The sequence below is a fragment of the Enterococcus sp. CR-Ec1 genome, assembly GCF_002850555.1.
Lineage (GTDB): Bacteria > Bacillota > Bacilli > Lactobacillales > Enterococcaceae > Enterococcus_D > Enterococcus_D entomosocium.
In genome coordinates this window covers 2,201,138-2,221,469 of record NZ_CP025223.1, presented here as the reverse complement: position 1 = coordinate 2,221,469, position 20,332 = coordinate 2,201,138, and the positions used below count along the sequence as shown (strand labels likewise).

The following is a 20,332-nucleotide window of genomic DNA, read 5'->3' as shown; positions in this document are numbered from 1 at the left end:
GTTTCATTAAAAGAATCAAGATAAAATCAACAATTCTTTTTTTGTTTTGGTAAATGGTACACAGCCATCTGCAGTGACATAGATGCAATCTTCAATACGAACACCGACTTGATCTGGCAAATAAATCCCTGGTTCGATAGAGAAGCACATGCCTTCTTCAATCACTAAATCATTGCCAGTGATCAAAGAGGGGAACTCATGAACCGTGGTCCCGATGCCATGACCTAAACGATGGTTGAAGTAGTCGCCATAGCCATAACCCGTAATCACATCACGAGCGATCTTGTCTAATTCTCCAGCGGTGATCCCAGGTTTGACCGCTGCTTGAGCCGCTAGTTCTGCTTCAAGAACGATGTCATAAATTTTTCTTTGTAATGCAGTCGGTTCTTTATAGGCAACCGTTCTGGTTGCATCGCTGCAATACCCTTTCCAGATGACTCCTAAATCAAATAAGACGAGTTCATTAGCAGTCACTTTGCGATCCCCAGGTACGCCATGAGGACTTGCTGCATTGGCACCAGCTAATATGGTCGTATCGAAGGACATATGGGAAACCCCACGTTTTTTCAACTCGTACTCAATTTCTGCTACGATTTCCATTTCGCTAACGCCTTCTTTGATGGCAGCAAACCCAACCTCAAAAGCAACATCTGCCCAGTTGCCAGCTTCTAGTAAGGTGTCAATCTCAGACGCGGTTTTTGTTAATTGCATTTTTTGAATCACCGGGGTCACATCTAAAGAAAAATCGGTTTTTGGCAAGAACCGTTTCAATGCTTCATAGCGCTCGACGGAAAGGTCATTTTTTTCTAATGCCAAGGAAGAAACCTCGTAACGAGAGGTCAATTCTTGGCAGATTTTCGCCCAAGGGTCTTCACTATCGAGATAACCGATAATGTCAAAGGGCCAGCCGCTATTTTTTGCTTCTTCTACTTCCAGAGCTGGTGTGAAAAGAAAGGGATCTTTTCCAGGTGCGACGAACAAAGCAAGGACCCGTTCATGAGGTTCACTTTTAAAACCGGAAAAATAAGCGATCGTTGCTGGATTAGAAATATAGGCAACATCGGCGCCATTGGTTTTCAACCAGGCATTTAACTCATTGATTTTTTTATCATTCATTTGATAAAACCTTCTTTCAAGTATTCTTTTTCTATTTTATCATGCTTTCGAAGAGAATAGGGGAGGGGAAAGTAGGAAATTGCTAAGTTTTCATGAAAACAAAATTAAAACGGTTGCAAATCCAGAAAAAATTTGCTATCCTAACAAAGAAATGTAAATAAGATTTTCTGAAAATAGAATAAGGGAGATATATCATGGAAAAACAAACAATTACGATTTATGATGTTGCACGGGAAGCGAATGTATCGATGGCAACTGTTTCACGGGTAGTCAACGGAAATCCAAATGTAAAACCAGCAACTCGTAAGAAAGTGCTGGAAGTGATCGACCGCTTGGATTATCGTCCAAACGCAGTTGCTCGAGGGTTGGCAAGTAAAAAGACCACAACTGTTGGTGTTATCATTCCTGATGTCAGCAATATGTTCTTCTCATCACTTGCTCGTGGGATCGATGATGTAGCGACCATGTATAAATACAATATCATCTTAGCCAACTCTGATGGCGATACGATGAAAGAAGTCAACGTATTGAACAACTTGTTAGCAAAACAAGTAGACGGCGTTATCTTCATGGGTCATCGCATCACGGATGAAATTCGCGGGGAATTCTCTCGCTCAAAAACTCCAGTCGTTTTAGCTGGTTCGATCGATCCTGATGAACAAGTAGGAAGTGTCAATATCGATTACACAGCAGCTGCCAAAGATGCTGTTTCGTTATTGGCGAAAAACAATCAAAAAATCGCTTTTGTCAGCGGTGCTTTGATCGATCCAATCAATGGCCAAAACCGCTTGAAAGGCTATAAAGAAGCCTTGAAAGAAAACAACCTTGACTATTCTGAAGGGTTGATCTTTGAATCACCATACAGCTTTAAAGAAGGCTTAGCATTAGTTGATCGCATCATCAACAGTGGTGCAACAGCAGCTTATGTTACAGACGATGAGTTAGCGATCGGCGTCTTAGATGGTTTGTTAGACAAAGGCGTTAAAGTTCCTGAGGATTTCGAGATCATCACCAGCAACAACTCATTATTGGCTGAAGCAGCTCGTCCACGCTTATCAAGTGTGACGCAACCATTGTATGATATGGGTGCCGTTGCGATGCGTCTATTAACTAAAATGATGAACAAAGAAGATGTAGAACAAAAAACGATCGTCTTGCCTTACGGTATTTCAGAAAAAAGCTCTACGAAATAAGTAGCGATTTAATAAAAAGACTAGTGGAGCAACGCTTTGCTGTTCCACTTTTTGCTTCAACGATCGTTCGTGTGGGTAGAAAATCTATGGATTTTCTACCCACACTTTTTTTGTATAAAAAAACTGATCAGCACAAGGCTGATCAGTCATCATCATCATTTGTATTAGGTTGGTTATTTTCTTGCTCGTCCTCGTCGTCATCATTTGCAGTAGGTGTAACATTGTTGGATGCGTTATTCGATGATGTATTCGACGAACGATTTGTTGAACGGCTAGAAGATGCTTTTTTCCAATAGTCAGCATAGTTTGCATCTGAACCACCGAGTCCAAATTTGAAATCGACCGTATCTGGTCCGCCAGTTGCCCAATAAGAAGTAACGGTACTACTTGGATTCGTATAGGTTCGATTATCGACTCGCACGGTTCCGCCTGGTTGGGTACCAGTAAACTTGGAAACTTGAGCTTTTTTGACATCACTAGAAAGTTCAAACTTCTGATTTACACCAAAGACTTCTTGGTTTGTTTGATAGATACGATTGATCAAGTAAGCCATGTAATTGGCTGTCCGAGTTCCTGCTGCACTATCGGTAGCTTTATTGTCATCCCGCCCTGACCAGCTGCTGATGGTGATCGATGGGGTGGAAACGACTAGCCAAGAGTCAGACCAATTATTGGTAGACCCAGTTTTACCGACCCAATCGGCATTCCCGAGGTTCCAATCTAATCCGCTGATAACCGATTTAAAGGAACTGGTTTTTTGCTCATCGATAACACTACGCATCATGTCGGTCATGATGGACGCTGTCGCTTCAGAAAAGACTTGGACCGGTTTGGCTTCATGCTGATAAAGCACTTCGCCTTCATTATCCTTGATTGATTCGATGATGTAGCCTTGCTGATAGACACCGTTATTGGCAAATGTTTGGAAGCCATTTGTTTGATTCAACACTGTGACATCGGTAACCCCTAATGGCGCTGATTCATATGCCCAGCTGTTATCTTCAGGATAGCCCATTTTGCTCAAATAATTTGAATAGGCATAAAAATGATCGCCTTCTTTTTCCCACAGATCTTGGAAAATATTTGTCGCTGCGATATTACTGGAAACCTCCAAAGATTCACGAATCGACATGAAGGTATTGGTTCCACGGTTTGTGGCATTGACGATCGGCTCACCGGCGTTTTCTCCTGTCCGCCACTTTGCGGCATAATCAGAAACCATTGATTCAGAGCCCATCAAGCCACTTTCGATCGCCGGTCCGTAAACCAGCATTGGTTTGATACTTGAACCTGCTTGGCGTTTGGCATCAAAGGCATGGTTGAATTGATTGTCAGCATAGTTACGACCGCCAATAAAGCCTAATACTTTCCCGGTGGCATTGTCCATCATGACATTGCCGACTTCGATGGTGGAGTCGCCCCAGTTGTCTAACATATAGCCGTATTTATCGACGGCATCTTGCATCGCATTATAAATATCTTTATCGATCGTTGATGTGACGGTATAGCCACCATTAACTAGTTTTTGCTGCGCCAATTCGAAGTATTTTTGGTAGGTTTCGTCTTTGGCATATTCTTCGTCACTGACATCATCTTCATCTGCCAGCTGTTTGGCAATAATGTCTTTTGCTTCATTTAACACTGTGTAATAAAGGAAGCTTTGATCCGTTTGTTCAATGGCTTCTTGTTTTTTGAAGTCTTGCTTCAAGTCATAATTAAGCGCCTCTTCGTATTCTTCTTTCGTAATATCGTGGTTACGATACATACTGAAGAGCACGAAGTCTTTCCGCTCTAAGCCAGCGGTCAAGTTTTCCTTGATCTCGCCCGTATTTGTATAAGGGCTGTAGACGATCGGGCTTTGTGGCAGACCCGCAATAAAGGCTGCTTGCGGTAAAGACAGGTCAGCTGCGTTAACGCCAAAAATTCCTTGCGCCGCTTCTTGCACACCTGCGATATTTTGCCCTTTATTGTTCCGGCCGAAAGGGGAGATGTTTAGATACATGGTGACGATCTCATCTTTATCGAAAAATTTCTCCACTTCCATGGCTAATAAAATCTCATTGGCTTTGCGTTTGAAGGTCGTTTCACTGGAAAGGATTTGTTGTTTCACCAGCTGCTGGGTCAAAGTGGAACCCCCGCTGCCGCCAAAGCCTGTCGCTTCGGATAATAATGCCCGCACGACTGCTTTTGGTACGACGCCATTATGAATATTAAAATATTCGTCCTCTGTTGCGATGATCGCTTTTTTCAAGTAGTCTGAAATTTGATCGGAATTAACCGACGTTCGCATCAGATCTGAGCGAATCGTTGCGATTTTACTGCCATCAGCGTATGCGAGTTGAGAAGTCTCTGTGATGTCGGTCAGTTCTTTCTGCAACTCATCTTTAGAAGGAGCTGCGGTATCTTCCACAAGAAAAGCAAAGTAGCCGGCACCGATCCCTAAAGCTAAAGAACCGCCTAGCACCAGTAAAGAAATAGCCACTAAGAACAAGGCATGTAAAACCCTAAGACTGATATTGAAATAGAACCAGCCTCTATTTTTGTTTTCTGTATTCTTTTGATTTTTCGTTTTCTGGGACAAAAAGAGTCACCTCAATAAATTAGAATAGATTCCGTGTAATTATAGCAAAAAACAAGGCGCTTGGGTAGCACCCTATCTGTTATCGAAAGAAGTGTGCGAGAAAATGCCAGTTGGTATTTGTATTGAACCAGCGATAATAAGGGAAAACGAACTGATTTGCCTAAAAGTTTCTTTTTTGGTAAAGGACTTTGAGAGAAAGACTTTTCATTGCCCTCTTTTTCAGTTAAGATGAACAATGAAGCAATTATTAGGAGGAGAAAGAATGAGTACAGACTTTTTTGAAGAACTAAAGCAACGCGGATTAGTTCATCAGACCACAGACGAAGCAGCCTTGACCAAACAATTAAATGAAGAGTCTGTGAAACTATATATCGGCTTTGATCCTACCGCAGATAGCCTGCATATTGGTCATTTATTGCCTATTTTGATGTTGCGCCGTTTCCAACAAAACGGACATGTGCCAATCGCATTAGTTGGTGGCGGTACAGGAATGATCGGTGACCCATCCTTTAAAGATCAAGAACGTCAATTAAACACATTGGATACCGTTTTGGAATGGTCACAAAGTATCAAAAGCCAATTATCTCGCTTTATTGATTTTGATGACCAAGAAAATCCTGCCATCATTGCCAATAACTATGAATGGTTAGGGGAATTGAAACTGATCGATTTCTTACGGGACACGGGGAAAAACTTTACCATCAACTACATGATGAGCAAAGAAAGTGTCAAACGTCGGATCGAAACAGGAATTTCCTACACCGAATTTGCATACCAGCTTTTACAAGCCTATGACTTTTTGAACCTTTACGACAACCACGGTTGCTTGTTGCAATTAGGTGGTAGCGATCAATGGGGGAATATCACCTCTGGAATCGAATTATTGCGTCGTGAGCGTGAAGTCCAAGGGTTCGGTTTGACTATGCCATTGATCACAAAAGCAGATGGAACGAAATTTGGGAAAACAGAAGGCAATGCGGTTTGGCTAGATGCCAAGAAAACAACGCCTTACGAGTTCTACCAATTCTGGATCAATACGGATGATCGTGATGCAGTCAAATTCTTGAAATATTTCACCTTCTTATCATTAGAAGAAATCGCTGCGATCGAAGCTGAATTTAACGCTGCACCAGAATCTCGAGCAGCACAAAAAGCTTTGGCAAAAGAAGTCACTACTTTGGTTCATGGGGCAGAGGCTTATGAACAAGCCGTACGCATCTCAGCAAGTTTATTCAGCGGCAATATCAAAGAATTGAACGCTGAAGAGATCGAACAAGGCTTTAAAGGGGTTCCTAGTCATCAGGTAACAGCGGATGATTCTTTGAACATCGTTGAAGTGTTGACGACTGCTAAAATCGAACCATCAAAACGTCAAGCAAGAGAAGACGTACAAAATGGGGCCATCTACATCAATGGGGAACGCGTCCAAGACCTAACGTACGAGATCCAAGCAAGTGATCGGATCGGTGGAAAATACGTCGTGATTCGTCGTGGCAAGAAAAAATATTTCTTATTAACATTTTAATCGCAAAAAGCGAACCGACCTGTTGGTTCGCTTTTTTTCAAATTTTTGTAGAGGAAGGGTCTTTGTTGGAATGGGAAATATAGTGTTGAATGCCGCCGGTTTATTTGCCATGATCTTCTTAGGGTATTTTCTTAAACGGCTAAATGTCCTTTCAAAAGCGGATGGCTCGATCTTATCCAAAATTATTTTGAATGTGACGTTACCGGCAGCAATCATTTTGAATTTAGCTTCAATGCAAGTACAAGTCAGTGCGCTTAGTTTGATTGTGATCGCTTTGATCATTACGATCGTCCAGATCCTCTTCGCATTTTTCTTGACCAAAAAAGAATCGAACACGCTGCAACAGTTTGCTATGTACTGCGGGTCAGGATTTAATATCGGCAATTTTGCAATTCCTTTTGCCCAAAGTTTTTATCCTTTAGGGATTCCACTGATTTCGCTGTTTGATATGGGGAACAGTATCATGTTGGCAGGGGGAACGACGATTTTCATCGAGTTCTTGATTGGAAAGCGGACGACGTTTGAACCAGGAAAAATCTTTTTGAATCTCCTGCGCTCGCCAACATTTACCATTTATCTAGTGATGCTGATTATCCGCAGTGCGGATTGGAGGATTCCCGAGTCAGCCTTGGCGCTCGTTCAGCCAATCGGGATCGCAAATACGTTTCTGTCCATGTTTATGATTGGCTTATTTTTGGATTTCCGCTTACCGAAGCACACTACGCCAACGGTAATCAAAATTTTAAGCTTACGCTACGGACTAGCTTTCGTGCTGTTCGCGGCTTTCTATGTTTTACCGATCCCAGTTTTATTAAAACCAGTACTTTGTTTGTTAGTGTTTGCTCCGATCCCTTTATTTGGGGTCATTAATTCCGTGATTGCTGGGATGGAGGAAGAGGCGGTGGGATTTGTTTCTTCCATTAGCTTTTTGATAAGTATGCCGCTAATGACGGGTGTCCTGATGTTATTTGGACTCGCTTGATAAAAAAATACGGCAATGAGCAAAATAATCGCTTTACAAGGTGCTTTTATCGATAATAGAGAAGACTAGATTTAGGAGGAAAAGAAAAATGTTGATTGGTTCACACGTTTCAATGAGCGGCAAAAAAATGCTTTTAGGAGCAGCAGAAGAGGCGGCTAGCTATCAAGCTACTACGTTTATGATCTATACCGGAGCTCCGCAAAACACGCGGCGCAAACCTATCGAAGAGATGCAGATCGCAGCTGGACAAGATTTTATGACGGAAAAGGGAATTTCGAATATCGTTGTCCATGCCCCTTACATCATTAATTTAGGTAATACCATCAAACCAGAAAACTTTGGCTTTGCCGTTTCGTTCTTACAAGAAGAAATCCAACGAGCCCAAGCTTTAGGTGCAACTCAAATCACGTTGCACCCCGGTGCCCATGTCGGTGCAGGACCCGAAGCTGGGATCAAGCAGATCATTAAAGGCTTGAACGAGGTCCTTGAAAAAAATCAAACCGCCCAGATCGCATTAGAAACAATGGCAGGTAAAGGCACCGAGATTGGTCGCAGTTTTGAAGAATTGGCAGCAATTATCGATGGCGTTACCTTAAATGAAAAGTTATCCGTTACACTAGATACTTGTCATACGAATGATGCCGGCTACAATGTCAAAGAAGACTTTGACGGCGTGTTAAACGAGTTTGACAAAATCATCGGGTTGGATCGCTTGAAGGTCATCCATGTCAATGATTCAAAAAATCCACAGGGTAGCCACAAAGACCGACATGCGAATATTGGTTTTGGCACGATCGGCTTTGAAGCCTTGAATAAGATCGTTCATCATGAGCAATTATCAGCGTTACCGAAAATTTTGGAAACACCCTATGTTGGCGAAGACAAAAAGAATAAAAAAGCCCCTTATGGCTATGAAATCGCGATGCTGCGGGAAAAGACCTTTGATCCTGAGCTATTGACGAAAATCATGGCGGGTGCTTAAACGGTTCATTTAACCATGAGCCAGCTTATTATTGGAGGAAGAAAAATGGACTTTCAGTTGCTGATCGATGCCGCGAAACAAAAACTGGGATTCAGACAGCTCTCTCAATTTGCAGAAGCAGGGAGTGTCGCGGCAGCTCTGGCTACTGCAGATGGACAGATTTATACAGGTATCTGTATCGATACCAGCTGTTCCATGGGTTTTTGCGCCGAACAAGCTGCGGCTGCGCAAATGATCACCGATGGGCAGCAGCGGGTGTTACAGATGGTTGCAATCAATTCGGCAGGTGAGCCGATCCCACCTTGTGGTCGTTGCCGTGAATTCATCAGCCAGCTGGATCCTGCCAACCACAACACGCAGGTCATGATCGCAGCAGGAAAAATAATGACGATAGAAGAGCTGTTGCCTTTTGATTGGAAAGCATCAAAATAAAAAGAGATTTAGCCCCTTAGACCGCTCTGTTCTAAGGGGCATCTTTGTTTTATCGATCCAATGGACGATCAACATGTTTAGATAAAAAAACTCCTCAACCAGCAATAGCGCTTTGTTGAGGAGTTGATCGATAGCAATGATTAGAATTTTTTCGCAGCTGCTGCTACGCGTTCTAAACCTTCAGCAATGATTTCTGCTGTTTTAGAAGGATCTGCATTGTGACCTTCGATGATTACTTCTTCTGTGATGTTCATGCCGAACATACCACCGAAAACTTTTTCCATAAAGGTTACAGCGTTTTCCATTGCGCTCATTTCGCCTGAGTAAACACCACCACGGGCATTCAATAGAACGATTTCTTTGTCTTTCAACAATTGGTTCATTGAACCATCTTCGTTATAAGAGAAAGTAAAGCCAGCTTGGAAGATATAGTCGATGAATGTGTGCAAAGCTGCTGGGATCGTTAGGTTCCACATTGGGAAAGCGAAAACGATGGTATCTGCTGCTGCGAATTTGTTCATCACGTCTTGACGGACAGTCATCAATTCTTGTTCTTCTTGGTTTAATTCTTGTTCTTGTGAAAGTTTGCCAAATGCTTCAAATAACGTTTGACCGATATAAGGCATTGGTTGTGCGTACACATCAAAGGTTACAACGTCCACATTGTTCGTATCAAGATTTTCAACGAACGTATCAAACATTTTTGCAGATACTCCATCAGGACGGTTATTGGCTTTAACAACTAAAATATTTTTCATTTTTTTCCACCTTTACTTTAAGTAAGTTTTAATCACAAAACGTAGTATACTATAAAATAATTTTGCTTACAATAAATAAGTGTACTTTTTTAAAAAAAGCTGGAATTTTGCGGTATTTTTCACGTAGTTTTGGTAAACTTTAGAGAAAACAGGAGGGGTTCTATGAAAATATTCGTGGTCGAAGATGACAAATCGTTAGTCAAAATGATGGAAAATCAATTATCCCGCTATGCGTATCAAACCTTTGTTCCGGAAAATTTCGCTGCGGTTTTAGCTGAATTTTTGCTGATCCAACCTGATTTGGTTTTGTTAGATGTCAATCTGCCTTATTATGATGGGTTTTATTGGTGCCAAAAAATCAGGGAACATTCATTGGTTCCAATTCTCTTCATCTCCGCACGTGACGGCAATATGGACCAAGTGATGGCATTAGAATACGGTGCTGATGATTATCTGGTCAAACCTTTTTCTTATGACTTGCTGCTGGCTAAAGTGAAGAGCCATATTCGCAGAGTCTATGGGGATTATGCACAGTCTGATCGGGCGAGAAGCTTGAAGGCTGGCGAATTGACCTATTATCCGGAAGCGTTGAAGATGGTCTATCGTGAAGCCAGTGAATGGCTGACTGTTCGAGAAGGAGAATTATTGACCCTGTTAATGTCGGCACACCCAGAGATGGTCAAACGGGAACGGATTTTAAATCTATTATGGGATGATGAGCGCTTCGTTGATGACAATACGCTTTCTGTCAATGTCGGCCGTTTGCGAAAAAAATTGGCGGCAATGGGCATCAATGATCCGATCCAAACGATTCGCGGCAAGGGTTACGCCTTATCGGTAGTAGGTACAGAAGAATGAGAGCATATGCAAGTGTTCATTTACCTAAACTACTCGTTACCTTCCTAGCCATTTCATTGTTCGTTTTGGTGATTTGGTTGGATGGCTATCGAAATTACCTCGTGATTGGTTATGGTCTGCTTCTATTCGGGCTGTTCATTGTTCTTGTTTATTTGGTAGATTACCTTTCCAATACTGCATTTTATCATTATATCAAGCATGGAAGAGCGACTCACCGAAGCAATGGCTACCTTTCCAAGCAATGGCGCAAGCAGTTCGATGCACAAGAACAGCAAGAGCAAGAACGGCTGACAGAACTAGATCAGCACCATCAAAATCATATTCGTTTCATGAATATCTGGGTTCATCAAATGAAAACACCTGTCTCAGTGTTAGCGCTAATGGCTGAAAGTGAGGAGGTCGACAGCTACGATCTTTTAGCTGAAACAGATCGCTTAAAAAGTGGCTTGGCGACTGCGCTGAATTTTGTGCGCTTGGAAGATTTCACAGAGGACTTCGTTATCGAGTCAGCCTCACTGTTGGAATTGTTAAAACACAGTATCGGTGACCAGAAGCGGAATTTTATTCGCAGTGAAGTCTATCCGAAGCTGATGAGTGAAGCGGATATCACGGTGACAACAGACAAAAAATGGCTAGGTATTTTGCTCTTTCAGCTCATCAGCAACGCCGTCAAGTACTCAAAGCCAGACAGTAAGGTCTATTTTGAGATCGATCCTTTTTCTAGAAAATTGACGATCTCAGATGAAGGGTGCGGAATTGCAGAAGCGGATCTGCCAAGGGTTTTTCGCCCCTTTTATACAGGTCAGAATGGTCGGCAAACAGGAGAGGCAACTGGGATCGGTCTTTATTTAGTTGAAACGATCAGTACGCAATTAGATATCGATGTGTCGCTTGCCTCTATGGAGAATCAAGGCACGACGGTTACCCTAACATTTCGGAGGTGAAGGCTTTCTTACAATTTTGTAAGCTTTCTATCATGAAATCGATAACTGATTGCGGTGCCGCCTGCTAAACTGGTAGCAAAGGAGTGAAGATGATGGCTTTACTAGAATTGAAAAATGTATCGAAAACCTACACAGGGGAAGTGTCTGTTGAGGTTTTACAGCAAATCGATCTCAAAGTGCCAGAAGGAGAATTTATCAGCATTATGGGTCCATCTGGCAGTGGCAAGACCACCATGCTGAATTTGGTGGCAACATTGGATAAACCGACTTCAGGTTCGGTGATCATCAAGGGCGAGCAGCCCCTAGAATTATCTAAGCAAAAACTCGCGGAGTTTCGTCGTCGGCAACTAGGTTTTGTTTTTCAAAACTACAATTTACTTTCGCCGTTGAGCGTGCTTGAGAATGTGATTTTACCACTGACACTGGATCGGGTGCCCGTTCCTGAAATGAAAGAACGTTCGGAACAGCTATTACGTGAGCTTGGGATCTATGAGAAAAAAGACAAACGCATCTATCAGCTTTCCGGTGGAGAGCAGCAGAGAGTTGCGATTGCTAGAGCTTTGATCCATCAACCGGAATTGCTTTTAGCAGATGAACCGACGGGCAATCTTGATTCAAAGGCAGCACGAGATGTCATGGAAATACTAAGTCAGATGAACAAGCAACTTAAGGTCACCACCATGATGGTCACCCATGATCCTTATTCTGCCAGCTTTTCTGATCGGGTCGTTTTCATCAAAGATGGAAAGCTGTATAACGAAGTCTATCGCGGGGCTGATCAACAGCAATTTTATCAAAAAATTCTTGAAGTCCTAGCACATTTAGGAGGTCGCCGTCATGAATTTCAGACAGTTGATCATTCGTAATCTGCGGGGGAATTTTCGAACCTATGCGGCCTACTTCGTCAGTAGCGCCTTTGCGGCGATGGTGTTTTATATCTTTAGTCTTTTGCTCTTTCATCCGCAATTGGAAGAAAATTTGTCCAATAGCGGTACACTTTCAGAATTGGCGAAGGTCGGTCTATCCGTCGCACTTGTGGTGATCGCTTTACTGTCGCTGTTGTTTTTATGGTATACATTTGTGGTCTTTTTAAAACGACGCAAACGTGATCTGGCAATCTACTTGATTTTGGGGATCGAAGAAAAAGATCTGCGAAAGATTTTGTTTGTCGAAAATGCCCTTTTAGGAACCTGTGCCACAGTGACCGGTATTGGGTTAGGGATTTTATTGACGAAATTATTGCTGCTGATTGCGCAAAATGTCATGTATCTAACAGAAGGACTGAAATTTATGGTTCCTATGGAAGGTTTAGGATTGACCTTTGGGATCTATGTCTTTATTTTTCTCTTGATCTCCTTTTTCAGTACCCGCGCCTTGCAAGGAGAACAGATTATCTCATTGATCAAGGAAAATGAAAAGCCACGTCCTGAACCAAAAAGCCATTGGGCATTGGCTTTTTCAGGAATTGTGCTGTTACTAATTGGCTATGGATCGGTCTTTTATTTTAGCTACCAAACGTACTCGATGCTGCCGCTTATGCTAGGAGTCTTGTTGACTGTTGCGGGCACGATTTTGTCATTCCATCAGTTCAGCGTATTTCTATTGAAACGATTAAAGAAACGCCCGACCTTCTTACGAGGGACTCGGATGCTGACTATCAGCGAATGGATTTTTCGCATGCGAGACAATGCGGCGATGTATAGTCTGATTGCTATTAGTACCTCCGTGGCATTCGTTGGGATTTCCGTGATGCTGGCGATTGGCAGTTCTTCTTTTTCTTCGATCCAAGGAATTAGTGTAGCCTATGTATTTCCGTGGTCTGGGCCAGAAGACCTCGATCATACCGAGGGAAAAGTAAACGAAATTAAAACTGCTATAGAAGAAAAAGGGTATGCGCCTGTAACGGATAGTGTTTCCTTACTATGGGCATATGCGAATCTTGATGAATCTGCAGTTACGAATGATTCATTCTATACGACGAATGGCTTTTCAATTATGCGAGAAAGCGACTATCAGAAAATAATGAAACAAATTGGTGAGGAAGCTGATTCTGTTGCAGATAATCAAATAATGACACTTAGTGCTAATTATTCACGTCGAAAACAGCTTCTAGAAGCCCCTGAGAACGAACGTACAAGTATCTATCCAATCGAATTGGGATCAGAGACCGGTATAAAAAAAGATGTTACGATTGTCCACAGTCCCTCAATGCTTTCTCTGGATTACTTTGGACTGTCAGTTGTGACAGATAAAACCTTTGAGGAGTGGCAAGCCCTCTTGCAAAAATCCACCGACGATATGGAATCTGGTTTTATTTGGTTAGACTATCCAGAATGGGCTGAAACACCTGAATTGGTATCTGATTTCAATGGGAATTTAGATAAAGAAAATGCCTTGATCGATCAGCAATACGAAGAGCTCAGTCAGGAGTTTGAAGCCAAAGGTGACTATACGGATGAAGAGTGGGCAGAAGCAGCAAAAGACATTCCGATGCGTACGTCTTATACCTCGAAATACCAAGTTTTCCAAGAAAATCGTCAAGGAAATGGCATCATCTTAATGATCACGGTATTACTGGGTTCGGTTTTCTTTATTTTCTCCGCTTCAATTATCTATTTCCGTTTATTTGCAGATTTAGATAAAGATGGGGCGTACCACCGTTCCTTGCATATCTTAGGTGTGTCGCCGAAGGAGCGTCACAAAGTTCTGCGACGCCAACTGCAAGTGATGTACTTCTTGCCAACAGTCGTGGCAATGATCCATTTTGCGGTGGCAATGACCGCTTTGCGTATTTTAGTAGAATTGCCTGTATGGCAATACTATGGTGTGATTGTTAGTCTCTTTTTGATTTTCCAAATCGTTTTTTACTTTGTTTGTCAGTATCGGTACTTGCAGCAAATTGATAGGATCGCCGATCCTACAGAGTAATTTATTCTTCAAGCCAAATCTCTTTCAGTCTGTACTGATTGGGATTTGGCTTTTTATTAGCTAGTTTGTCTAAATTTCTATCCATGAAGCCTTTTAATTGTGCAAATCATTGAAAAGCAGATAAAATTAAGTAACGCTCATTTTGTCAAACAAACGAAGAGACACTGTTAGAACACGACAACTGTCAGATGCAAAATTCATTTCGAGTACAGTGAAGGCTGCGGTCGATGGATTTAGGGAAGCACTTATTTGAGGGAGGAGACCAATGATCACACGACTTGGAAAAGCATTTGCAGTCTTACTGTTGCTGATTCCTTTATTTGCTGGTATCCGGATTGTTTATGGGGAAACCGATGTGGGTGCCAACCTGATCACAAATGTATCGATCGTTAATAGCCGCAACGAGGTCATCACAAGTATTGAAAAGGATGATTCCTTCAAAATAGATATGACCTGGAGTTTGGAGGATTTAGGAGATTTAAAAGCCGGTGACAAAGCGACTGTCACCTTGCCAGTTGAGATTGAAGGCGTCAATAATACGTATGCTTTATACGATGAAAATAACAACTTAGTGGTCAATGTTACCCAAGTTGGCAATCAGTTGACCTTTGTTTTCACGGAATTTGTCGAACAAAATACCAATGTACACGGGGACTTTTATTTTTGGACAAAGTTCAGCGATGAAGTGACAGAGAACCAAATCAACAACATCAACTTCGAAACAGTAAATGGAACGCAATCGGTGCCTATCTTTATTCAAGCAGTGGATGATACAGGGGAGGGAGCCTTACTCACCAAACAAGGACTGTATTTAGGTACGCAAGAACCCAAACGGATTATTGATTGGCGTGTGTACATCAACTCGTTTGATACAAATCAAGTGACGATCAAAGATGGAACGTTTATTGATATTTTAGGTCCCCATCAGACACTCATCAGTACGACTGCCCGAGTGGTTTACGGACCCAGCGTTTCCAACCCAACGTATGTTGAGCAAGTACCGATCGTTTTAAATAGTGATGGCTCCTTTGAAATTCCTTTGCGGGATACGGAGGAACGGATCTACATTACCTACAAAACAGAAACGGATGGTTCATTGGAACAATATACCAATCGGGGCATCCTTGATGCCGTGGTCAATGATGTGCCAAGAACAAGCAGTATTACTGGCTATACGCCACGCTATGGTGGCGGTGGTGGCGGAACCGGTGAACCAGGGGAGTCCAGCAGCACGGAACCAAGTAGTGAAAGCAGCACCAGTAGTACAACCGAACCAAGTAGTGGAAGCAGTACTAGTAGTACTACCGAACCAAGTAGTGAAAGCAGCACCAGCAGTAGCACAGAACCAAGTAGTGAAAGCAGCACCAGCAGTAGCACAGAACCAAGTAGTGAAAGCAGCACTAGTAGTACTACCGAACCAAGTAGTGAAGGTAGTACAAGTAGTACCACCGAACCAAGTAGTGAAAGCAGTACAAGTAGTAACACGGAACCAAGTAGTGAAAGCAGCACCAGCAGTAGCACAGAACCAAGTAGTGACAGTAGCACTAGTAGTAGCACGGAACCAAGTAGCGACAGTAGCACCAGTGAATCCACCGAATCAACTAACAGGAGTAGTTCTAGTAATACTGGGGCGGTGTCACCTGAAAATTCATCCTCTGGGATCAATAAGTCATCCAAAACAAATAATTTGCATAATCAATCAGAAAAACAGCACTTTCCTCAAACGAATGAAGTGTCTAATCATTTATGGATTGCAATAGGAATGGTTTTAGCAGGATGCGCATTGAAGTTAGGTTGGAGTAAATTTATCAGGTAGATAGAAACTGAAATTTTGGAGGCAGTTTTATTACTTGGAAGAAAAATTAATAAAGACTTATTTAAAGGAAAGATGCCATTTTATGGCCACTTTCCTTTTTTTTTCGGCGCATGTTTTCTCTGAGATTTTATTATAATTTCTTTATCAAGTTATCTTGAAATATTCATTTAGGAAGTGAGGAAATGAGAAAACTGGTTGGTGTATTAATCACAATACTGCTAATAGGGTTATTGATTCTTGTGTTTGGTTTCGATCATACTTCAGCAAAAGAACGTTCCAGAGGAAATCTGTCGTTTTCTGTACAAACGAACCGAGTGATTTATGACGAAGCCTTGAAAATGATCACGGTTCCGGTACGTCCGAACAAAACACTGACTTCACAAAAGGTTCGTGTCTTACTAACTTATGGTTGGGATGGGAACGGACACAGTGAAAAAGTGATCGGCGAAACAGTTTTAACGAAAGTCGATTGGTTTTCAGGTGTTGAAAACTACTTAAGGATCCATGCGGAGATGGCTATTGATGAGATAAAAAGTATGGATAAAGTTGATTTAGTTGTTATATATGATGGTGAAACAACAATAACTGAAAACCTGAAGCCCGGTCATTGGCAAGTAACCGCACCGCCAAGCAGTAATGAGAGTACGACAGCTGAGACAAGTAAAAGCTCAAACGAAACGGTAGCAACAAGCGCTTCCTCTAGTAGTATCGAGCCGAAATTTAGCGAGTCTCAATCGACGAGTCCAACGACTTCTGAGGCTGAAATTACCAGTGAAGACATCCAAAGCACACAAAGCACTATCGATATCAGTGATTCGGAAACCGTCAGCACCCAACCAGTCACTAAAAGCGAGCCAAGTCAGACAGAGAGCTGTCAAGAAAACGCAGCGACAGCCATAACGTCTACCGAGAAGGAATCTGCTTCGTCAAAGCATTCAGATTCACAAAAGAAAACCAAAGGATTGCCAGCCAATCAATCCCAGAAAAGTCAGGCGAGCGTTTCATCTAGTGTCCGTACAGAAGAGCACCAAGCGACAACATCTTCTCAAGACAAAAAGGAACAACTTCAACCCACGGAGATAAGCAGTGGCAAGGAGGTCAATGCAGCCGTACTACCGAAAACCGGCAGCAAAACTACCAATCTTCGCTATCTACTCTTTGGTCTAGTAGTGGTTCTGACTGTGTTTCTTTACTGGCTGAAGCGAAAGTTATTTTATGATGAGAAGCTGTAACGAACATACCCAAAAATCATGAGAAAATTGATAACCCACGATTGGAAATTTCTTCCCCAGAATGCACAATCACGTGTTGTTTTGCCGTAATTCATAATTAGTCTGACGATCCTTTTGAAGCGTCAGACTTTTTTTATGAAAATATGCAAATAACGAAAGGAAAATTTGTTAAAAGTAATTTGACAGAAAAGAGTGCACAGTGGTACGATCACCAAACATTCACAGCTTACAATTTTGTAAGGTGATAGATTCAAAGCAAAAAACAGCTTTGGCTGACCATACAAGCGAGGGAATTTTCATGTTACACGCACTTTTGGATACCACAGAAAAACAAATTTTTCAGTTTCTTAGCTATTGTTACGAAACGAACAAACCAAAATATACAATTAAAGAGCTTTCTGATGTTTTCAATAGGAGAACGAATAAAATGCAGTCGATCGTGCAACAAGTCGAATGGTTTTGTGCCCGCTATCCTCAGTTTACGTTGATTTATGATGAACAAGAAAAAGAAGTGTTGATTGCTTTTTCTCCACGATTTTTATTGAGTCAAGCATATAATGTATTGTTACAGGGAACCGTTGGGTTTATCTTACTCGATGCACTCTTTCACGGGGACTATCACTCCCTTGAACAACTCAGCCTCAAAACCTTCAGCAGTCTCCGAACGGTCCAACGAAAATTGCAGGAACTAAATCACATTTTGGCGAACTATCATTTGTCCTATAGTCTGAAAAAAGGAGATCCCTTGACAGGTGAGGAATACGCGATCCGCTATTTTTATCATTTAACCTATTGGCAGATTTTCGATGAGAAGCACTCACAGGTAGTGGCATCGATCAAGGATAAAGAAAGCATTATGGCTTTGTTTGAAACTCATGCTTCTTATATGAGAAAAATCGATATCGATAAGTTTCTTAATCTATTCGCTATCTCCCTGCAAAGAATTCATCAAAAGCATCCAATCACTTTTTTACCAGAGGAAGTAAGTACCTTTGAACATCCACTGATTGAAAGGAATCAGTTTTTTGAGGTCTTTTTAAAGCCATTATTCAACGGCAATCACCTTTCTCTATCTGAAATCTCGGAGCCTGAATGCAGCTTCTTGTATTTTATGTTTGGCGTAATGAACACCTATCTTGAAGAGGATCTTTGCGAGGCGGAACTCTCGTGGTTGACCCAACCCAAGTATCAGCCAGAAGTATTACTTGTTGAACAACTAGCCCAGTGTTTTCGTCTGAGGTTTACCGATGCTGAAAAAAACTATTTACTAGTTAATTTCGTAATGATCCATTCTGCTTCCAACCTTTTTGGTACCCGACAAAAAAGTGATAGTTTTGGTAAACCGACCGACAAGCAAGAGCTACAAGCGGCTTTCCCGGTGCTGTATCCGACCGTGAAACGATTTTTTGAGGAAGCGACTGTTTCTTTACCTGATTTGCGTGCATTGCTGCAAAAGAATGACCGATTGATTTTCCAATACTGTATGTTATTGAGAGTTATTTTTATCAAATATGAACAGCCAGTCACTTTCTCGATCCATTCGAAATACGGAAAAACGCAAGAACTTTGGATGAAGAACCGACTATTGAATGCAACGCATCGAGCGATGGCGCATCTTTCACTTACTCAAAAACCAGATTTGGTCATCAGTGATTATCCGATTCATCAAGAATTTTCTGAGGAAGAACAGCCCTATATCTTTTATTGGAACGGTCAACCAAGCGCAAAGGAGTGGAAACAACTTAAACAAACGATCAAACAGATCAGAAGTGCCAAGAACAAGGCAGCTTTTGAAAAGCTCGTTTTTGCCAAATCGATTTGATCGTACCATGTAAATAATCAGCCGCGTGGGTTGGCTGAGCAGACAGAACTTATAATTTCGTAAGTTTCGGCAGTAAGGCGAAAGTGAAAAGCGACTTTGATAAACACAGGTGTCAAGAAGCAAAAACAGGAACATCGTCGTTCCTTTTTCGCTTCTTGACTTTTTTTTACAGAGATGGCATGGTATACATATTATCATAACGTTTTTTATTTAAAATCGTTGCAGAAAAGGTGTTAGGAAGAAGGGGTAACTTTGACAGAAGTATTAGCACTGCAAAATGTTTCCAAATTGATTGGAACCAAACGAATCATTGAGGATGTTTCCTTTGTGGTGGGCCAAGGACAAGTCGTTGGTTTATTAGGGCCTAATGGGGCTGGGAAGACGACGATCATTCGGATGATTGTTGGGTTGATGAAGCACAACACAGGATCGATTGCCATTATGGGGAATTTACTGGATTCTTCTTTTAAAACCGCGATTGCCTCAGTCGGTGCGATCGTTGAAAATCCTGAGTTTTATAATTATATGACAGGCTATGAAAATTTGATGCAGTATCAGCGCATGGCGAAGAAAAAAAGTACGACAGCAGAATTAGAAGCTCTTATTCGTCAGGTACATTTAGAAGGACACATCCATCAAAAAGTCAAAACCTATTCATTAGGGATGCGTCAGCGTTTAGGTGTTGCCCAGGCATTGGTCCATCAACCAGACTTATTAGTTTTAGATGAACCGATGAATGGCCTGGATCCTAAAGGCATGCGGGAGTTTCGAGAAATGATTCTTTCTTTGAGAGAAAAAGGCGTTTCTGTCTTAGTTTCCAGTCATCAATTAAGCGATATCGAACAAATTGCCGATCATTTGATCGTGGTGCAAAAAGGAAAAGTCACTCATCAAGTAGCAATGGCAGAGTTGAAAGCAGAGAAAAATGTACTGATTATTAAAACTGATGATAATGCGGAAACAGAAGCAATGTTAAAAGCTTCCTTTGAGGTCGAGGTCTTGCAGGTTGCAGATGAACTGCAAGTCACTCTAGCAACAGATCAGCGTTCGGCAATCGCTGCAGCGATCGTGACGGCTGGGATCGGCTTGAAAGAACTACGGACAAAGCAATCTTCTCTAGAAGATACATTCTTGGCTTGGACCGAAGAAGGAGGTTTGTAAGC

16 protein-coding genes are annotated in these 20,332 nt (G+C 41.9%); 13 read left to right on the top strand and 3 right to left on the bottom strand.

Annotation, left to right across the window (positions count from 1 at the left end; genetic code table 11):
* Positions 1–15: 15 nt before the first annotated feature.
* Complete coding sequence (locus CXM95_RS10720; protein ID WP_016612236.1) at positions 16–1,116, bottom strand: M24 family metallopeptidase; 1,101 nt, start codon at positions 1,114–1,116, stop codon at positions 16–18.
* A gap of 194 nt (positions 1,117–1,310) precedes the next feature.
* Between CXM95_RS10720 and ccpA the strand changes: the two genes are divergently transcribed.
* On the top strand, positions 1,311–2,309 hold the full coding sequence (gene ccpA, locus CXM95_RS10715) for a catabolite control protein A (protein WP_008378470.1): 999 nt from the start codon (positions 1,311–1,313) through the stop codon (positions 2,307–2,309).
* A gap of 142 nt (positions 2,310–2,451) precedes the next feature.
* On the opposite strand, the gene CXM95_RS10710 is transcribed toward ccpA, so the two are convergent.
* Complete coding sequence (locus tag CXM95_RS10710) at positions 2,452–4,890, bottom strand: transglycosylase domain-containing protein (RefSeq protein WP_016612234.1); 2,439 nt, start codon at positions 4,888–4,890, stop codon at positions 2,452–2,454.
* 262 nt (positions 4,891–5,152) lie between these two features.
* Between CXM95_RS10710 and tyrS the strand changes: the two genes are divergently transcribed.
* The 4 genes from tyrS (at position 5,153) to CXM95_RS10690 (ending at position 8,811) form a co-directional block, all read left to right on the top strand.
* Positions 5,153–6,415, top strand: a complete 1,263-nt coding sequence (gene tyrS / locus CXM95_RS10705) for a tyrosine--tRNA ligase (RefSeq protein ID WP_008378466.1) — start codon at positions 5,153–5,155, stop codon at positions 6,413–6,415.
* Between the two features lie 70 nt (positions 6,416–6,485).
* Positions 6,486–7,397, top strand: coding sequence for an AEC family transporter (locus tag CXM95_RS10700; RefSeq protein WP_016612232.1), 912 nt, complete (start codon positions 6,486–6,488; stop codon positions 7,395–7,397).
* Positions 7,398–7,485: 88 nt separating this feature from the next.
* Positions 7,486–8,379, top strand: a complete 894-nt coding sequence (locus CXM95_RS10695; RefSeq protein ID WP_005225802.1) for a deoxyribonuclease IV — start codon at positions 7,486–7,488, stop codon at positions 8,377–8,379.
* A gap of 45 nt (positions 8,380–8,424) precedes the next feature.
* Positions 8,425–8,811: a cytidine deaminase family protein gene (locus tag CXM95_RS10690; protein ID WP_034872565.1), complete on the top strand. Its 387-nt coding sequence runs from the start codon at positions 8,425–8,427 to the stop codon at positions 8,809–8,811.
* A 140-nt stretch (positions 8,812–8,951) separates the two neighbouring features.
* Here the strand turns inward: CXM95_RS10690 and CXM95_RS10685 are convergent, their stop codons facing one another.
* The gene (locus CXM95_RS10685; protein ID WP_005225804.1) at positions 8,952–9,569 is read right to left on the bottom strand and encodes an FMN-dependent NADH-azoreductase; all 618 of its coding nucleotides are present in this window, start codon (positions 9,567–9,569) and stop codon (positions 8,952–8,954) included.
* A 162-nt stretch (positions 9,570–9,731) separates the two neighbouring features.
* Here CXM95_RS10685 and CXM95_RS10680 point away from each other — a divergent pair, with 162 nt between their 5' ends.
* The 8 genes from CXM95_RS10680 (at position 9,732) to CXM95_RS10645 (ending at position 20,330) form a co-directional block, all read left to right on the top strand.
* Positions 9,732–10,427: a response regulator transcription factor gene (locus CXM95_RS10680; RefSeq protein ID WP_008378457.1), complete on the top strand. Its 696-nt coding sequence runs from the start codon at positions 9,732–9,734 to the stop codon at positions 10,425–10,427.
* A complete protein-coding gene (locus CXM95_RS10675; RefSeq protein WP_016612231.1) occupies positions 10,424–11,371 on the top strand; it encodes a sensor histidine kinase in 948 nt (315 codons plus the stop codon). The genes CXM95_RS10680 and CXM95_RS10675 overlap by 4 nt, the downstream gene beginning before the upstream one ends.
* 89 nt (positions 11,372–11,460) lie before the next feature.
* The gene (locus tag CXM95_RS10670) at positions 11,461–12,237 is read left to right on the top strand and encodes an ABC transporter ATP-binding protein (RefSeq protein ID WP_005235419.1); all 777 of its coding nucleotides are present in this window, start codon (positions 11,461–11,463) and stop codon (positions 12,235–12,237) included.
* On the top strand, positions 12,209–14,299 hold the full coding sequence (locus CXM95_RS10665) for an ABC transporter permease (RefSeq protein WP_016612230.1): 2,091 nt from the start codon (positions 12,209–12,211) through the stop codon (positions 14,297–14,299). Before CXM95_RS10670 ends, CXM95_RS10665 begins: the two co-directional genes overlap by 29 nt.
* 265 nt (positions 14,300–14,564) lie before the next feature.
* Complete coding sequence (locus CXM95_RS10660) at positions 14,565–16,115, top strand: Ig-like domain-containing protein (protein ID WP_101699155.1); 1,551 nt, start codon at positions 14,565–14,567, stop codon at positions 16,113–16,115.
* Positions 16,116–16,297: 182 nt separating this feature from the next.
* A complete protein-coding gene (locus tag CXM95_RS10655) occupies positions 16,298–17,347 on the top strand; it encodes an LPXTG cell wall anchor domain-containing protein (protein ID WP_005235425.1) in 1,050 nt (349 codons plus the stop codon).
* 298 nt (positions 17,348–17,645) lie between these two features.
* Entirely contained in the window at positions 17,646–19,169 is a 1,524-nt protein-coding gene (locus CXM95_RS10650) for a helix-turn-helix domain-containing protein (protein WP_101699154.1), read from the top strand.
* A gap of 252 nt (positions 19,170–19,421) precedes the next feature.
* The gene (locus CXM95_RS10645) at positions 19,422–20,330 is read left to right on the top strand and encodes an ABC transporter ATP-binding protein (RefSeq protein ID WP_016612225.1); all 909 of its coding nucleotides are present in this window, start codon (positions 19,422–19,424) and stop codon (positions 20,328–20,330) included.
* The last annotated feature ends 2 nt before the right edge of the window (positions 20,331–20,332 follow it).

What these genes read in the sequence shown, in the direction of transcription:
- CXM95_RS10720 (WP_016612236.1), bottom strand. Translation starts at nt 1,116, where the DNA reads ATGAATGATAAAAAAATCAATGAGTTAAATGCCTGGTTGAAAACCAAT.
- ccpA (WP_008378470.1), top strand. Translation starts at nt 1,311, where the DNA reads ATGGAAAAACAAACAATTACGATTTATGATGTTGCACGGGAAGCGAAT.
- tyrS (WP_008378466.1), top strand. Translation starts at nt 5,153, where the DNA reads ATGAGTACAGACTTTTTTGAAGAACTAAAGCAACGCGGATTAGTTCAT.
- CXM95_RS10700 (WP_016612232.1), top strand. Translation starts at nt 6,486, where the DNA reads ATGGGAAATATAGTGTTGAATGCCGCCGGTTTATTTGCCATGATCTTC.
- CXM95_RS10695 (WP_005225802.1), top strand. Translation starts at nt 7,486, where the DNA reads ATGTTGATTGGTTCACACGTTTCAATGAGCGGCAAAAAAATGCTTTTA.
- CXM95_RS10690 (WP_034872565.1), top strand. Translation starts at nt 8,425, where the DNA reads ATGGACTTTCAGTTGCTGATCGATGCCGCGAAACAAAAACTGGGATTC.
- CXM95_RS10685 (WP_005225804.1), bottom strand. Translation starts at nt 9,569, where the DNA reads ATGAAAAATATTTTAGTTGTTAAAGCCAATAACCGTCCTGATGGAGTA.
- CXM95_RS10680 (WP_008378457.1), top strand. Translation starts at nt 9,732, where the DNA reads ATGAAAATATTCGTGGTCGAAGATGACAAATCGTTAGTCAAAATGATG.
- CXM95_RS10675 (WP_016612231.1), top strand. Translation starts at nt 10,424, where the DNA reads ATGAGAGCATATGCAAGTGTTCATTTACCTAAACTACTCGTTACCTTC.
- CXM95_RS10670 (WP_005235419.1), top strand. Translation starts at nt 11,461, where the DNA reads ATGATGGCTTTACTAGAATTGAAAAATGTATCGAAAACCTACACAGGG.
- CXM95_RS10665 (WP_016612230.1), top strand. Translation starts at nt 12,209, where the DNA reads ATGAATTTCAGACAGTTGATCATTCGTAATCTGCGGGGGAATTTTCGA.
- CXM95_RS10660 (WP_101699155.1), top strand. Translation starts at nt 14,565, where the DNA reads ATGATCACACGACTTGGAAAAGCATTTGCAGTCTTACTGTTGCTGATT.
- CXM95_RS10655 (WP_005235425.1), top strand. Translation starts at nt 16,298, where the DNA reads ATGAGAAAACTGGTTGGTGTATTAATCACAATACTGCTAATAGGGTTA.
- CXM95_RS10650 (WP_101699154.1), top strand. Translation starts at nt 17,646, where the DNA reads ATGTTACACGCACTTTTGGATACCACAGAAAAACAAATTTTTCAGTTT.